Annotated in this window: 13 protein-coding genes; 11 read left to right on the top strand and 2 right to left on the bottom strand. The window is 53.6% G+C overall.

Features of this window, described 5'->3' with window-relative positions:
* Positions 1-7 precede the first annotated feature (7 nt).
* Positions 8-772: a hypothetical protein gene (locus I9W95_RS01925; protein ID WP_263866058.1), complete on the top strand. Its 765-nt coding sequence runs from the start codon at positions 8-10 to the stop codon at positions 770-772.
* 9 nt (positions 773-781) lie between these two features.
* Positions 782-1,633: an alpha/beta fold hydrolase gene (locus I9W95_RS01920; RefSeq protein ID WP_225671267.1), complete on the top strand. Its 852-nt coding sequence runs from the start codon at positions 782-784 to the stop codon at positions 1,631-1,633.
* On the opposite strand, the gene ppsR is transcribed toward I9W95_RS01920, so the two are convergent.
* Positions 1,622-2,443, bottom strand: a complete 822-nt coding sequence (gene ppsR, locus I9W95_RS01915; RefSeq protein ID WP_225671264.1) for a posphoenolpyruvate synthetase regulatory kinase/phosphorylase PpsR — start codon at positions 2,441-2,443, stop codon at positions 1,622-1,624. The two genes, I9W95_RS01920 and ppsR, sit on opposite strands and share 12 nt — an antisense overlap.
* 101 nt (positions 2,444-2,544) lie before the next feature.
* Between ppsR and ppsA the strand changes: the two genes are divergently transcribed.
* The 4 genes from ppsA to rraA all read left to right on the top strand — a co-directional run bounded on the left by ppsA (position 2,545) and on the right by rraA (position 7,098).
* A complete protein-coding gene (ppsA, locus tag I9W95_RS01910) occupies positions 2,545-4,908 on the top strand; it encodes a phosphoenolpyruvate synthase (protein WP_225671262.1) in 2,364 nt (787 codons plus the stop codon).
* Between the two features lie 5 nt (positions 4,909-4,913).
* Entirely contained in the window at positions 4,914-5,855 is a 942-nt protein-coding gene (locus tag I9W95_RS01905) for an alpha/beta hydrolase (protein WP_225671260.1), read from the top strand.
* On the top strand, positions 5,818-6,516 hold the full coding sequence (locus I9W95_RS01900) for a Rossmann-fold NAD(P)-binding domain-containing protein (protein ID WP_225671326.1): 699 nt from the start codon (positions 5,818-5,820) through the stop codon (positions 6,514-6,516). Before I9W95_RS01905 ends, I9W95_RS01900 begins: the two co-directional genes overlap by 38 nt.
* Positions 6,517-6,603: 87 nt before the next feature.
* Positions 6,604-7,098, top strand: coding sequence for a ribonuclease E activity regulator RraA (rraA, locus tag I9W95_RS01895; RefSeq protein WP_225671258.1), 495 nt, complete (start codon positions 6,604-6,606; stop codon positions 7,096-7,098).
* Between the two features lie 50 nt (positions 7,099-7,148).
* Here the strand turns inward: rraA and I9W95_RS01890 are convergent, their stop codons facing one another.
* Entirely contained in the window at positions 7,149-8,420 is a 1,272-nt protein-coding gene (locus tag I9W95_RS01890) for an FAD-dependent oxidoreductase (RefSeq protein ID WP_225671256.1), read from the bottom strand.
* A 188-nt stretch (positions 8,421-8,608) separates the two neighbouring features.
* Between I9W95_RS01890 and I9W95_RS01885 the strand changes: the two genes are divergently transcribed.
* From I9W95_RS01885 to prpF, 5 genes are all read left to right on the top strand, one after another.
* Positions 8,609-9,277, top strand: a complete 669-nt coding sequence (locus I9W95_RS01885) for a GntR family transcriptional regulator (RefSeq protein WP_225671254.1) — start codon at positions 8,609-8,611, stop codon at positions 9,275-9,277.
* A complete protein-coding gene (gene prpB / locus I9W95_RS01880) occupies positions 9,274-10,152 on the top strand; it encodes a methylisocitrate lyase (protein ID WP_225671251.1) in 879 nt (292 codons plus the stop codon). The genes I9W95_RS01885 and prpB overlap by 4 nt, the downstream gene beginning before the upstream one ends.
* A gap of 96 nt (positions 10,153-10,248) precedes the next feature.
* The gene (prpC, locus tag I9W95_RS01875) at positions 10,249-11,379 is read left to right on the top strand and encodes a bifunctional 2-methylcitrate synthase/citrate synthase (protein ID WP_225671249.1); all 1,131 of its coding nucleotides are present in this window, start codon (positions 10,249-10,251) and stop codon (positions 11,377-11,379) included.
* Positions 11,380-11,432: 53 nt separating this feature from the next.
* Positions 11,433-14,030: a Fe/S-dependent 2-methylisocitrate dehydratase AcnD gene (gene acnD, locus I9W95_RS01870; RefSeq protein ID WP_225671247.1), complete on the top strand. Its 2,598-nt coding sequence runs from the start codon at positions 11,433-11,435 to the stop codon at positions 14,028-14,030.
* A gap of 241 nt (positions 14,031-14,271) precedes the next feature.
* Complete coding sequence (prpF, locus tag I9W95_RS01865; RefSeq protein ID WP_225671245.1) at positions 14,272-15,444, top strand: 2-methylaconitate cis-trans isomerase PrpF; 1,173 nt, start codon at positions 14,272-14,274, stop codon at positions 15,442-15,444.
* The last annotated feature ends 98 nt before the right edge of the window (positions 15,445-15,542 follow it).

The following is a 15,542-nucleotide window of genomic DNA, read 5'->3' as shown; positions in this document are numbered from 1 at the left end:
TCTTCTTTTGCCGCTACCTCTTGCGGCAGAAGAAGAATACTTCACCTGGGTTGATGCAGAAGGACGCATTCACAACACCCTGAAGAGCTCCCAGACACCCCGGCAGGAACAGGTCTCAACCTCACCGAACATAAGTGCCAAGAATGAGTTTCTGGACGAAGAGCAGCTGGCTTCGAAACTTGCCGAAGAACAAAAGAACAAACCGCCGTTCTACATCTGGATCGATAGTTCAGGTCAGCGTCATACTGAATTTGTAACACCAGAAACAGCGAGTGCTGTCAGTGAGACATCGGCGGTCGAGGAAGAGTTTTTTGATCACTCCCTAATTCCGCCTATGCGGCTGCCACAGCATATCTATGATGGCCCTTGTTGCGGCCAGTATCTGAAAGCGTTTGCTGATAGTATCCCGGAAAACAAGTCGGTGCTGTTTAGCAGACCAGGAACCAATACATTATTCAGAACTGTAAAAGGCGAAGCCCCAGCCTGGTTTTTCAAAGTACGCCGCAGTCCGACAAATCATATTCTTTCAGTGATATTGCGTGGCGATCATTCGGGACCTGCGCTACTGGCTCTTGATAAGCATGCAAAACCACTCCACCTGATTCCTGCGCTAAGTGGTGTAATCAACGCAGAAACATGGGCGAGCGTAGAAAACAGGGAGTCACGCATAGAGGTGGCAGACCCTGATGTTACTCACTTTATCCTATACTTTCCCAACGGTGCGGCAGCAGATGCTTCTGCTGAAATTGAATGGCTACCGGTGAGTCGCTGAACAAATACTATGGAAAAGATACAGGTCAATATTTCAACGCAATCTGCCCGACAGCACGCGATCATTGCACGTCACAGTAACGAAGAGCAGGGTTTGTCAGGCAAGCGCCTGCTGCTACTGCACGGAGCTGGCGTCCCGGGGGAGTTGACCTGGACATACCTTGCTAACTACCTGCGTGGCTGGGATGAGCTTCTGATTCCGGATATTGCTGGGATGGGGAAGTCGCAATTTCTCGCCAACCCGGCCCCGAGACTGGAAGATTTCACGCAGCAGATTGAAGAACTTCTGTACGCTCTGGACTGGCACGAGTTTGATGTTTGTGGCTATTCCTTTGGCGGAATGATTGCTCACCAGTTATTAAGCAAAACATTCAACACGGAACTGTGTTTTCTTATTGAGCCTGCGATGCTGTTTTCATCTGATCAGCAGCTAATCATCCGCAAGGCTGATGATTATCTGACAGTGTCGGATCAGGTACTAGCAAATCCAGACGACTCGCAACCCTACCTGGACTTCCTGAACTCGGTTTCGCCGCAGAGACTCAGCAACCCCCAGATTGATCGACTGACAGTCGACCGCCTTAAGCAGAATAGCAGGGGCTTCGCGCACGCCCTGCGTTCAGTAAGTCAGGCACTACTCAATCATCAGGTTGAATTCGGTCAGTGGGTTGCCCCGACCAGTGGTATCAGCTTTGCCGGTGAGTTAAGCCCTGCTTCGATGCATGGACGCCACCGCCTGCTGGCCGAGCAATCAGCCGACTGGCAGTTTGTTGCGGTGCCCGGAGCAGACCATAGCCTCGTCTTTACCAAACCGCGCTTTATCGCAAAAGCGATGAGTCAGCTGCGCCAGTCAACTCTGTAAACGGCGTTCCAGTCCGGTTTCAGCCATAATTCGGGTAGATATTTCCTCGATGGATTTATCTGTGGTGCTGATAAACGGAATGTTCTCACGCTGATACAGCATCTCGACCTCGTCGATTTCGTGATAACACTGTTTGAGTGAGGCGTAACGGCTATTGGCGCGGCGCTCGTTGCGTATTGCTGCCAGACGATCCGGGTCAATAGTCAGCCCGAACAGCTTTTGCCGGAAGGGCTCGAGGGACTTAGGAATACGCAGGTCCATCATATCCTCTTCGGTCAGAGGGTAATTCGCTGCTTTGATTCCGAACTGCATTGCCATGTACAGGCAGGTTGGCGTCTTACCGGAACGGGATACACCCACCAGAATAATGTCCGCCTCTGCGTAATGGCGGGTGCGGGCACCATCGTCGTTATCCAATGCAAAATTCACAGCATCAATGCGATGCAGGTAATTGGGACTGGTCGTTGCTGAGTGCGATTTCCCCACACTGTAAGACGATTCCACCTCAAGCGCTTTTTCAATGGGCGCCAGAAAGGCAGTAAAAATATCGATATTCAGCCCATTGGCCTGGTCAATAATTTTACGGATATCCTTATTCACGATGGTATCGAAAATAATCACCGGGTGACCTTTTTCAGCCGCCTTGCTGTTGATGCGCTCAACCGCCTTAAGGGCTTTTTCGGTGCTATCGACATAGGGCAGGGTAACCCGCTCGAATTCTATGCTCTCAAATTGAGCAAGCAGGCTGTTGCCGAGTGTTTCTGCAGTAATGCCGGTGCCGTCTGAAATAAAAAACGCTGTCCGCTTCATGTGGAAATTTGTTTCCTGTCCACTTAGTATTACGCAGCCCTGAGACCGCAAAAGTCGATTGTAGGGGATTAAGGCAGACGTGCAAACACAGGAGAATAGCGTTGACTGATTACGTACTCTGGTTCGATCAGGTATCCATGGGCGATGTAGAGCTGGTAGGTGGCAAGAACGCCTCGCTCGGTGAAATGATCAGCAATCTTACCAATGCTGGCGTTTCGGTGCCCAATGGCTTCGCAACCACTGCTTCTGCCTATCGTGAATTTCTCGCCCACGAAGGTCTCGATACCCGCATCCAGGCCGCGCTGGACAGCCTGAATGTAGACGACATCCGTGCGCTGACCGAAACAGGCGCTCAGATCCGCAACTGGATTCTCGAGGCACCGCTGCCTCCGGCTCTGGAATCCGCAGTTCGTGAGGCTTTCAGTAAACTGCAGGAAGGCAATGAACGTATGGCCGTGGCCGTACGCTCATCAGCAACCGCAGAAGACCTGCCGGACGCATCCTTTGCTGGTCAGCAGGAGACACATCTCAATATCGTTGGCATTGAAAACGTACTGCACGCCATTCGGGACGTGTTCGCCTCGCTTTTCAATGACCGGGCCATTGCCTACCGTGATCATCAGGGCTTTGATCACCACAAGGTTGCCCTGTCAGCGGGTGTGCAGCGCATGGTGCGCTCAGAAACTGCCTCCAGTGGTGTCATGTTCACGCTGGACACCGAATCCGGCTTCGATCAGGTGGTGTTTGTAACCTCATCCTACGGCCTCGGTGAAACTGTCGTGCAGGGGGCTGTAAACCCGGACGAATTCTACGTACACAAGAACAACCTGACAGAAGGGCGTCCTGCCATTCTGCGCCGCAACCTGGGCGCTAAGGCCATCAAAATGGTTTACGCCGAGGACGCCGCCGTCGGCCGTTCTGTCGAAACTCAGCGTGTCGACCGTGAGTTGCGCCAGGTATTCTCCGTTACCGACGCAGAAGTCGAAGGTCTCGCCCGTCAGGCAATGATCATTGAAAAACACTACGGGCGTCCGATGGACATCGAGTGGGCCAAAGATGGTGACGACGGCCAGCTGTACATTGTTCAGGCACGTCCTGAAACCGTCAAAAGCCGTGCCAGCAAGAACGTAATGGAGCGTTATCTGCTGAAAGAAACCGGACAGGTTCTGGTTGAAGGCCGTTCTATTGGCCACCGCATTGGCAAAGGCAAGGTACGCGTCATTGACAGCATTGATCAGATGGATCAGGTCCAGGAAGGTGACGTTCTGGTAGCAGATATGACTGATCCGGACTGGGAGCCGGTCATGAAGCGCTCTGCAGCCATCGTAACTAACCGTGGCGGTCGCACCTGCCATGCGGCCATTATCGCGCGCGAACTCGGCATTCCGGCGGTGGTCGGTTGTGAAGATGCCACAGAGAAACTGAAAGACGGTCAGGATGTCACTGTATCCTGCGCTGAAGGTGATACCGGCTTCGTTTATCAGGGCGCTCTCGACTTCGACATCCGTACTAATAGCGTCGATCAGATGCCGGACCTGCCGTTCAAAATCATGATGAACGTTGGTAACCCGGACCGTGCATTTGACTTCCAGGGACTGCCAAATGCCGGCGTCGGTCTTGCCCGTCTCGAATTCATTATCAACCGTATGATTGGCGTACACCCTAAGGCGTTGCTCAACTTCGACAATCTGCCGGATGAAGTTAAGCCTACCGTTGCTCGTCGGATTTCAGGCTACCCTGGGCCGGTCGACTTCTACGTTGAAAAGCTTGTTGAGGGTATTTCGACGCTGGCGGCGGCGTTCTGGCCTAAGCGCGTTATCGTACGTCTGTCCGACTTCAAGTCCAATGAATACGCCAACCTGATTGGCGGTCGTTTGTACGAGCCGGAAGAAGAAAACCCGATGCTGGGCTTCCGTGGCGCGTCACGTTATATCTCGAAAAACTTCCGTGACTGCTTCGAACTTGAATGTCGTGCGATGAAAAAAGTACGTAATGAAATGGGCTTCACCAACGTTGAAATCATGGTGCCATTTGTACGTACTGTTGGCGAAGCCGAGCAAGTGGTGAGCTTGCTGGAGGAAAATGGTCTTAAGCGTGGCGAAAACGACCTGAAGCTGATCATGATGTGTGAACTGCCGGCCAACGCCATTCTTGCGGAGCAGTTCCTTGAGCACTTCGATGGATTCTCTATCGGCTCCAACGACCTTACTCAGTTGACACTGGGGCTGGATCGCGACTCCGGCATCATCGCTCACCTGTTTGATGAACGTAATGAGGCGATACTTGCACTGCTGGAAAACGCCATCAGCGCCTGTAAAAAAGCCAATAAGTACATTGGCATCTGCGGCCAGGGACCATCGGATCACCCGGATTTTGCCAAGTGGCTGATGGAACGCGGCATTGATAGTGTATCGCTCAACCCGGACTCAGTACTGGATACCTGGTTCTTCCTGGCGGATAAGTAATTAGCATGAAGAGTAGCAGTCAGCTATTCCCGGTATCGTTGCTGAGGGCGGATGTCTTCGGCAGTCTGACCGAAGATGTGTATCTGGTTAAGCACAATCTGGACGATGACAAATCAGTCCAGATTGCCGTCTCTCACCTGGGCCTAGCAGGCGTTACAGCCAGCAAGGGTCCGGTTGTACTCCTGCATGGCAGCTTCAGCAATCGCGGCTTCTGGCTCTCGGCCAAAGGTGAGGGGCTTGCACGGCATCTGGCCGAGAACGGCTTTGATGTATGGATGATGGAGATGCGCGGCCATGGTTTATCGCCGCGCAACCATCAATACAGTAAAAACACTCTCGAACAGTATGTGCTGCACGACTTGCCCGCAGTAAATGCTTTTGTGAAGGAAAAGTCAGGCGCCAGTCCGGCATGGATTGGTCACTCGCTTGGCGGTGTTGTCATTGCTTCTGCCATCGCAGCCGGCACACTGGCAGAAGCCGACTGTCGTGCCATCGTACTATTGGGCAGTCAGGCTATACGTCGCCCCTGGTATCAGTGGATCCCTGGCATTAGTCTCAGCCTTCGTGCAGCTGTTCGTAGTAAAGGTGAGATGGACGGGCGCAAACATGGCATTGGCCCGGAAAATGAACCGGCAGCGCTAATTAGTGAGTATCTGAAGCGCCACAGTCTTCTGGGTAGCTGGCAGCTGCCCGCACAGAGAAAAAAACTACTGCCGCTATGGAAGCAGGGGACCCAGGTACCATTGCTGGCACTGGCCGCAGCAGCTGACTCGTCTGATCCGGCACGCTACTGCACGCGCTTTGCAGACATGTATGGCGGCGAGAAGACGGTTGAAACGCTGGGTGTGCAGAGTGGTCTGAGCAAAGATTACGGCCATGTCGATATGATCGTAAGCCCCGAAGCTGCGCGTGAAGTCTGGCCGCGCATTACCAGCTGGCTCAGTTAATATGCCTGAGCGCATTCTGCTCCTTGGCGCCAGCGGCCTGATTGGCCGCGAGCTGCTGCGGGAGCTATGCAAGCGCGACGCTTTTCTTCTGGTTCCGGTACGCTCTGTTCATGAGCTGCAGTCGTTTGTCGATACACTTCATGCGCAAGCCAGCGTGTCGGTTATCAGCTATGAAAAGCTCTGGGCAACGAAGTCTGAAATCGACACGTGCTTTTGCACGCTAGGCACCACGCAGAAGGTTGCCGGCAAGGCCGGCTTAAAGTCAGTTGATCTTGATCTGGTGGTCAGAGGCTGTCAGTGGGCTGTCGATAACGGCGCACAACTACTGTCTGTTGTCAGCGCCATTGGCGCGAATCCGCGCTCACCTTTTTACTACAATCGCATTAAAGGCTCGATGGAGCTTCACCTGCAAACACTGAACTGCAGCAGTCTGCACCTTTGGCGACCGTCGATATTGCAAGGCAGTCGTCCTGAATCTCAGCCAGCACGCCCCCTTGAGCAGATTTCAGGCGTACTGCTGAGTAGCCCTTTGTGGCGGAATTATCAGGCGCTACCAGCCCGCAGCGTTGCCCGTGCCATGCTTAAGGCGGCGAGACTGGAGCGACACCGGGAGTCTGTTTTTACTGCTGGTGATATTCGTCGATTAGCCCATGACGACTAAGTTTGCACCAGTCGGCCGACTGGAACAATTTCAGCATTTTGGTTATAAGGTGGCGGATCGCCACACATTCAATCTAAGGAAATACCCATGACTCAGTACGTTACCCCAGACCTTTGTGATGAATACCCGGAACTGATCCAGGTTGTAGAGCCGATGTTTAACAATTACGGCGGTGTTGAGTCCTTTGGCGGCGAAATCGTGACCGTTAAGTGCTTTGAAGATAACTCCAAAGTGAAAGAACTGGTCGACACCGACGGCAAAGGCAAAGTTATGGTTGTCGATGGCGGTGCATCAATGCGTCACGCTCTGCTGGGCGATATGCTTGCAGAAAAGGCAGCTAAGAACGGCTGGGAAGGCATTATCGTTTACGGCTGCATTCGCGATGTGGACGTTATCATGCAGACTGAGCTGGGCGTGCAGGCTCTGGCAACGCACCCACTGAAAACCGATAAGCGTGGTCTGGGTGACGTTAACGTAACCGTTAAATTCGGTGGCGTCGAATTCGTTCCGGGCCAGTTTGTATACGCAGACAACAACGGCATTATCGTTTCTCCGCAAAAACTGGAAATGCCAGAAGCCTGATCTGACCTTTCTGTGCAGATCCGTTAAAAAGCCGGCAAGCGCCGGCTTTTTTATGCATCCCAGCAGCGCGAACTACCGATCAGGCGCGCAATATGCAGCGAACTTTTGACCGCTCCATCGAGCAGCGGAATGCCATCACACAGGTACGCCCCCGACAGCAGGATTGCATCGCTTTCACCCTGGCTGTCGCGCAGGGAGGAAACAGCCTGTCTGGATTTCAGAGTCACCAGCGGGCGACTGAAGGTAACGTCCGCCAGCAACTTAGCCGCAGCAACTTCGCGTACGGGATTCCACACCTGAAGTAACGGGTCGCCATGGCGTAAGCTGCTGATTGCACGGGTCAGATCAACAGCAACTTCCGGTCGTTGGGTGTCTGCAGGTAGAAAATAGGTTACAGGGGATAACGGCAACAGGCTGCATGGCAGTAAACTGTCATCCGTATGCAGCTGCATTCGCGACACACTTAGGGGGATTGCATGCAGATGCTCAACCGTATGCCGCAGATCCTTCTCAGACGCCAGCAGCTCGGCGGCGTGGTGTGGCTGAGTCGCAATTACTACCTTATCAAACGTTTCAGCGCCATATTTGCTGACCACTTCAACATCTGAACCTGCTTTTCTTACCGCCTGCACGGTGCAATTACTTCTGAGCGTGACTGGTGATTCCAGCAGACGTGCTATGACATCGTCCACACCGGAAGTTGCACGCATGACTCCCTGATCCATAACACCACAAGTAAGGTAGTCAACAATAATGTCGGCAGGATAATTTTCGATATCCCGATAGTCACAGGTGCATACCGTTGCCAGTGCCGGCATAAGGACATCACTCAGATATCTCGACTGCAATCCCTGCTCGGAAATAAAGCCGCCAAAGGTCATCGACTTCAGTCGCACATCTCCTTTGCAGCTTTTCAGCTTACTGAATAAACGGAGGTGTTGGCGAAAAAGAGCAGGGCTGGCCGATTTAGGGAAACCAAGACTGCGCTCACCAAGCAGCCAGTTGCCATAATGAAAAAACAGTTGATTGTGTTCATTGGCGTAAGCCGCTGAGTGATCGGTCCTCTCGGTCCGGACTCCGGCCCGCTGATAAAGCCTGAGCAAATCCGGATAGTAGCCCGGGGTGAATACTCGCAGCGGTATATCTATCGAGGTGATTCCTCGCGTCCAGGGAATGTCAACACTATAGATTCCCATCCCCGGTTTTTCTGCCCGTTCAAACAGTGTCACACGGTGGTCTTTACTGAGTAACCAGGCGGCACTAAGCCCGGCGATACCGGAACCGATAATGGCGATTCGTTTTCCTGCGACTAAGGTGTTCATGGAGTATTTTTTTATGTATTTAGCGCAGCTTAAAGCATGAGGTCAGACTTACCCAGAAAAAACCTCGGAATGCAATTGTGATATCCGGTCGGAAAAACGCGATTGTATACAATCTTAGTCTTACTCAGGTTGATATTCGCCAGAAAAACCGTATTCTTGCCATACTTAAACACAGATTGTAGACAAGCATGAGCGATAATCTCACTCTCGCAGACAAAGTGTTCAACGAACTCACTACCGCCATTGTGCGCGGTGAATTGTCTCCGGGAACACGACTGTCAGAGCAAACACTGGTAGAGCGCTATGGTGGCAGTCGGGCACCAATGCGCGAAGCGATCCAGAAGCTGGAGTCGCGCAACCTGGTTGTCAGAGTTCCTCATGCGGGTGCACGGGTCGTGTCACTTTCGCTCAGCGAGCTGCGGGATATCTACGAAGTGCGGGTTGAGCTGGAAAGCATGGCCTGTCGTCTGGCAGCGCAACGCATGACTGACAGCGAAATAGATGAACTTCGCCGTCTGCTTGCTGAGCACGAAGCCTCGATCGCGGCGGAACAGGGCCAGAGCTATTACCAGAAGGCCGGCGATCTGGATTTCCACTACCGCATTATCAAAGGCAGCAACAACAGCCGCCTGCACCAGATGCTGTGTGGTGAGCTGTACCATCTGGTGCGCATGTATCGCTACCAGACCAGTACCAGTAACAAGCGTCCGCAACTGGCGCTGCAGGAACACCAACGAATAGTAGAAGCCATTGCTGCGCGCGATGCAGAACTGGCAGAACTTCTTATGCGCAGGCACATTCAGGCCTCGCTGACTAACCTTGAAACACGATTGGCTGAAGAGGAGGGTCAACAATGACTCCAGGTCAGAAATTCCGTAAAGCACTCGAAGACAACAAGCCGCTGCAGATTGTAGGCACCATTAACGCATACGCTGCCATGATGGCAGAGCGTATCGGCCACCAGGCAATTTATCTGTCTGGCGGCGGGGTCGCCAACGCCTCCTACGGCCTGCCGGACCTGGGCATGACCTCCCTGAACGATGTGGTGGAAGACGTGCGTCGCATCACTTCTGCCAGCAGCCTGCCTTTGCTGGTTGATATCGACACCGGCTGGGGCGGTGCATTCAACATCACCCGCACCATCCAGCAGATGGAAAAAGCAGGCGCGGCAGCCGTGCATATTGAAGATCAGGTGATGCAGAAGCGTTGCGGCCACCGCCCGAACAAAGAAATCGTATCCAAGGGCGAAATGGTTGATCGTATTAAGGCGTGCGTTGATGCTCGTGTTGACGACAACTTTTTCATTATGGCTCGTACCGATGCATTCGCTCAGGAAGGCCTGGAAGCGGCTATCGAGCGCGCTCAGGCATGTGTCGAGGCCGGTGCTGACGGCATCTTTGCTGAAGCTATTAAGACCGAAGAGCACTACCGCGCTTTCTCTGAGGCACTGAACGTACCGATTCTGGCTAACATCACCGAATTTGGTCAGACCGAATTGTGGAACCGCGAGCAGCTGGGCGAGTGGGGTGCCGCTATGGTGCTGTATCCGCTGAGTGCTTTCCGCGCTATGAACAAAGCCGCAGAAACCGTATACAAAAGCCTTCTCGAAGAGGGCGATCAGCGTAAGGTTGTCGACATCATGCAAACCCGCATGGAGCTGTACGACTACCTCAACTACCACGCATTTGAACAAAAGCTCGACGCACTTTTTGCCGAAGGCAAGAATAAGTAACACAACCAGAAGAAGCGACGGACGATGCCTGTCGCAATCTTATGAATATTCGCGTCTGGCAAATAACGTCTGACGCTACGCTAAGGGGAAATAGCTATGGCAGCAGCAAAAGAATTAAGTGGCGCCGGCCTGCGTGGTCAGGTAGCTGGTAAAACCGCACTGTCCACCGTGGGTAAGTCCGGCTCCGGTCTGACCTATCGTGGTTATGACGTAAAAGACCTGGCAGACAACTGTCAGTTTGAAGAAGTGGCCTACCTGATCCTGAAGGGCAATCTGCCCACTCAGGCTGAACTGGATGCCTACAAAACCAAACTGAAAGGCCTGCGTAAACTGCCGCAAGCCCTGAAAGAAGTGCTTGAGCGTATTCCGGCATCCGCTCACCCGATGGACGTGATGCGTACCGGTTGCTCCATGCTGGGCAACCTGGAAACTGAAGAAAGCTTCGACCAGCAGCAGGACGCTACTGACCGCATGCTGGCGCTGTTCCCGGGCATGATTAACTACTGGTACAACTTCAGCCACAACAATGGCAAGCGCATCAATGAAGAAACCGATGCGGATTCCATCGCTGAACAGTTCCTGTGGACACTGCACGACGAGAAACCGAGCGAGCTGCACACTCAGGTGATGCATGCATCGCTGATTCTGTACGCAGAGCATGAATTCAATGCCTCCACCTTCACTGCACGCGTATGCGCCTCCACCCTGAGCGATATGCATTCCTGCGTAACCGGCGCTATCGGTTCTCTGCGCGGCCCTCTGCATGGTGGTGCTAACGAAGCGGCAATGGAGCTGATCGAAGGCATGAAAGACGCTGAAGATGCAGAACAGAAGCTGATGGGCATGCTGGAGCGCAAAGAGAAAATCATGGGCTTTGGTCACGCCATCTACCGCGAATCTGATCCGCGCAATGCCATCATCAAGCTTTGGTCTGAGAAACTGGCTGGCGAAAGCGGCAACACCAACCTGTACGACATTTCCGTGCGTTGCGAAGCAGTGATGTGGCGCGAGAAAAAGCTGTTCTGTAATGCCGACTTCTTCCACGCATCCGCGTACAACTACATGGGTATTCCAACCAAGTTGTTCACGCCAATCTTCGTATGTTCCCGCCTGACCGGCTGGGCAGCACACGTCATGGAACAGCGTGCCGACAACCGCATTATCCGCCCAAGCGCTGAGTACACTGGCGAAGAATTCCGCACTGTACCAGCCATCAGCGACCGTTGATCAAGTCAGTGCACCCGCTACGGCGGGTGTGCTTTTTTGTTTGAGAGAAGACAATGAACACCGAATTCCGTAAACAACTTGCCGGCACCAACCTCGATTACTTCGACACCCGTGCCGCGGTAGATGCCATCAAACCGGGCAGCTACGACACCCTGCCATACACCTCACGTATCCTGGCTGAGCAACTGGTGCGCCGCTGTGAGCCAGCGCTGCTGAACGACGCTCTGGGTCAGCTGATCAACCGTAAACGCGATCTCGATTTTCCGTGGTACCCGGCACGCGTGGTTTGTCACGACATTCTGGGGCAGACCGCTCTGGTGGATCTGGCTGGTCTGCGTGACGCGATTGCCGACAAAGGCGGCGACCCGTCCAAAGTAAACCCGGTTGTACAGACTCAGCTGATCGTAGACCACTCGCTGGCAGTGGAATGTGGCGGTTTTGATCCGGATGCCTTCCAGAAAAACCGCGATATCGAAGAGCGCCGCAATGAAGACCGTTTTCACTTTATCAACTGGACCAAAACCGCGTTCGACAACGTGGATGTGATTCCGGCAGGTAACGGCATCATGCACCAGATTAACCTGGAGAAAATGTCTCCGGTGGTGCAGGCAAAAGACGGCGTAGCCTACCCGGATACCTGTGTTGGTACCGACTCTCACACCCCGCATGTTGATGCACTGGGTGTTATCTCTGTCGGCGTAGGTGGTCTGGAAGCAGAAACCGTGATGCTGGGTCACCCATCTATGATGCGTCTGCCAGATATCGTTGGTGTTGAGCTGACCGGTAAGCGTCAGCCTGGCATCACCGCCACTGACATCGTACTGGCTCTGACCGAATTCCTGCGTAAAGAGCGCGTCGTTGGCGCCTATGTGGAATTCTACGGTGAAGGCGCACGCAGCCTGTCCATCGGCGACCGCGCGACCATTTCCAACATGACACCGGAATACGGTGCGACTGCGGCGATGTTCTCCATCGACGAGCAGACCATCGACTACCTGAAGCTGACCGGCCGAGAGCCGGAACAGGTTGCTCTGGTTGAACAGTATGCAAAAGAAACAGGCCTGTGGTCTGATGCACTGGCGACTGCGCAATACGAACGCGTGCTGACGTTCGATCTGTCAGCTGTTGGCCGTAACATGGCTGGTCCGTCTAACCCGCATGCTCGCGTTGCCACTGCCGATCTGGCAGCAAAAGGCATTGCCGGCAATCTGGACGCGGCCAAAGCTCAAGAAGCCGAAGGCCTGATGCCTGACGGCGCTGTTATCATCGCGGCGATTACCTCCTGTACCAACACCTCCAACCCACGTAACGTGGTTGCAGCCGGTCTGCTGGCGAAGAAAGCCAATGAACTGGGCCTGATCCGCAAACCATGGGTGAAATCATCCTTTGCACCAGGTTCCAAAGTAGCCGAGCTGTATCTTAAAGATTCCGGTCTGCTGCCGGAACTGGAAAAACTGGGCTTTGGTATCGTGGCGTTCGCCTGTACTACCTGTAACGGTATGTCCGGTGCACTCGACCCTGTGATCCAGCAGGAAATCATCGACCGCGACCTGTACGCCACGGCGGTACTGTCCGGTAACCGTAACTTCGACGGTCGTATTCACCCGTACGCCAAACAAGCCTTCCTGGCATCGCCACCACTGGTAGTTGCTTACGCCATCGCCGGCACCATCCGTTTTGATATCGAAAACGATGTGCTGGCAGTGGTTGATGGCAAAGAAATCCGTCTGAAAGATATCTGGCCATCCGATGAAGAAATCGATGCTATTGTTGCCGCCTCTGTGAAGCCGGAGCAGTTCCGTCAGATCTACATCCCAATGTTCGATCTGGGAGAAGCGGAGAAAGCCGAGAGCCCACTGTACGACTGGCGTCCAATGTCGACCTATATCCGTCGCCCACCATACTGGGAAGGTGCTCTGGCCGGCGAACGCACACTGAAAGGTATGCGTCCACTGGCACTGCTGCCGGATAACATCACCACCGACCACCTGTCGCCATCCAACGCTATTCTGATGAACAGCGCGGCCGGTGAATACCTGCATAAAATGGGTCTGCCGGAAGAGGACTTTAACTCTTACGCAACTCACCGTGGTGACCACCTGACCGCTCAGCGTGCAACCTTCGCTAACCCGAAACTGTTGAACGAAATGGTGCGTGATGAAGACGGCAACGTGAAACAGGGCTCTCTGGCGCGTATCGAGCCGGAAGGCAAAGTAACCCGCATGTGGGAAGCCATTGAGACCTACATGGAGCGCAAACAGCCGCTGATCATTGTTGCTGGTGCCGACTACGGCCAGGGTTCTTCCCGTGACTGGGCTGCCAAAGGTGTTCGTCTGGCCGGCGTTGAAGCCATCGCTGCTGAAGGTTTTGAGCGTATCCACCGCACTAACCTGATCGGCATGGGCGTACTGCCACTGGAATTCAAAGCCGGCACCACGCGTAAGACTCTGGGCCTCGACGGTACCGAAACTTATGACGTACAAGGCGAACTGAGCCCACGTGGCGATGTAACCCTGGTGATCACCCGCGCTAACGGTGAAGTGGTTGAAGTACCGATGACCTGTCGCCTGGACACTGCTGCGGAAGTGGAAGTGTACAAGGCGGGTGGTGTGCTGCAGAAGTTCGCTCAGGACTTCCTGCAGGGCGAGTAACGAAGCTGGCTGCGTTGCTGCAATGGTGTTGCGTCCTCGCTCACCCCGTCGCCTACCAGTCGGTATGTCTCGGGGTCTCGCTGCGGGGCGCCTTATTGCAGCGGCCTCGCCGACGCTTCTGTAGCGTTGTAAATCTTGCGGTTTGCAGCGCGCGTTAAGCATTCCAAGTAGGGTGGGCACTGCCCACCTTATTTTTTACGGGCATTGATGCCTTAAATGGCATCGGCAAAGAGAAATAATCATGTCCAAGCAAATTAAAATTCCGGCCACTTACATGCGTGGCGGCACCTCCAAAGGTGTATTTTTTTCCCTGACCGATTTACCCGAAGCCGCTCAGGTGGCGGGGGAAGCGCGCGATAAAATTTTGCTGCGTACCATCGGCAGTCCTGATCCTTACGGCCAGCAAATTGATGGCATGGGTGGAGCAACCTCAAGCACGTCCAAGACCGTTATTCTGGCAAAAAGCGAACAGCCGGATCACGACGTGGATTATTTATTCGGCCAGGTGGCGATCAATAAACCTTTCGTCGACTGGTCCGGCAACTGCGGTAATTTGACCGCAGCGGTCGGTGCTTTTGCTATTTCTAAAGGTCTGGTCGTGGCAGAACGCATTCCACAAAACGGTATTTGCACCGTGCGTATCTGGCAGAAAAATATTCAGAAAACCATTATCGCTCACGTGCCGATTAGCAACGGTGAGGTGCAGGAAACCGGCGACTTTGAACTGGATGGCGTAACCTTTCCGGCAGCTGAAGTGGTAATTGAATTTATGGATCCGGCCGATGGTGAAGGCTCCATGTTCCCAACCGGCAATGTCGTCGACGATCTCGAAGTGCCGGGCATTGGCACCTTCAAAGCAACCATGATTAACTCGGGCATTCCGACTATTTTCGTGAATGCTGCGGACATTGGCTACACAGGCACCGAACTGCAGAAGGATATTAATTCCGACGCAGAAGCGCTGGCGAAATTCGAAACCATGCGCGCTTACGGCGCAGTAAAAATGGGTTTAATAGCCGATATTTCTGAAGCGGTTGCGCGCCAGCACACACCAAAAATCGCCTTTGTGGCACCGGCTACCGATTACGAAGCATCCAGTGGCAAGCAGATTTCTGCAGCCGACATCGACGTCTGCGTGCGCGCTTTGTCGATGGGCAAACTGCACCATGCAATGATGGGTACGGCATCCGTTGCCATTGCCACAGCTGCTGCTGTACCTGGCACTCTGGTGAATCTGGCGGCCGGCGGTGGTGAGCGTGATTCAGTGACCTTTGGTCATCCGTCCGGCACGCTACGCGTTGGTGCGTCTGCTGCTGAAGTGAACGGCGAATGGACTGCAACCAAAGCGGTAATGAGCCGCAGTGCGCGCATCATTATGGAAGGTAATGTGCATATTCCTGACGGAACCTTTTAAGCATTCCTTGTAATTTTCTGAAAAGCACGCACAAAAAAAACGGGAGCAGATGCTCCCGTTTTTTTATGGTCGAAGAGGGTAGTTTAACCACCCTGACT

Origin of the sequence: Thalassolituus marinus, from assembly GCF_020320395.1 — a bacterium.
GTDB classification, from domain to species: Bacteria; Pseudomonadota; Gammaproteobacteria; order Pseudomonadales; family Oceanobacteraceae; genus Venatoribacter; species Venatoribacter marinus.
Note: the sequence above shows the minus strand (reverse complement) of the source record. Positions and strands in the feature narration are given on the sequence as shown.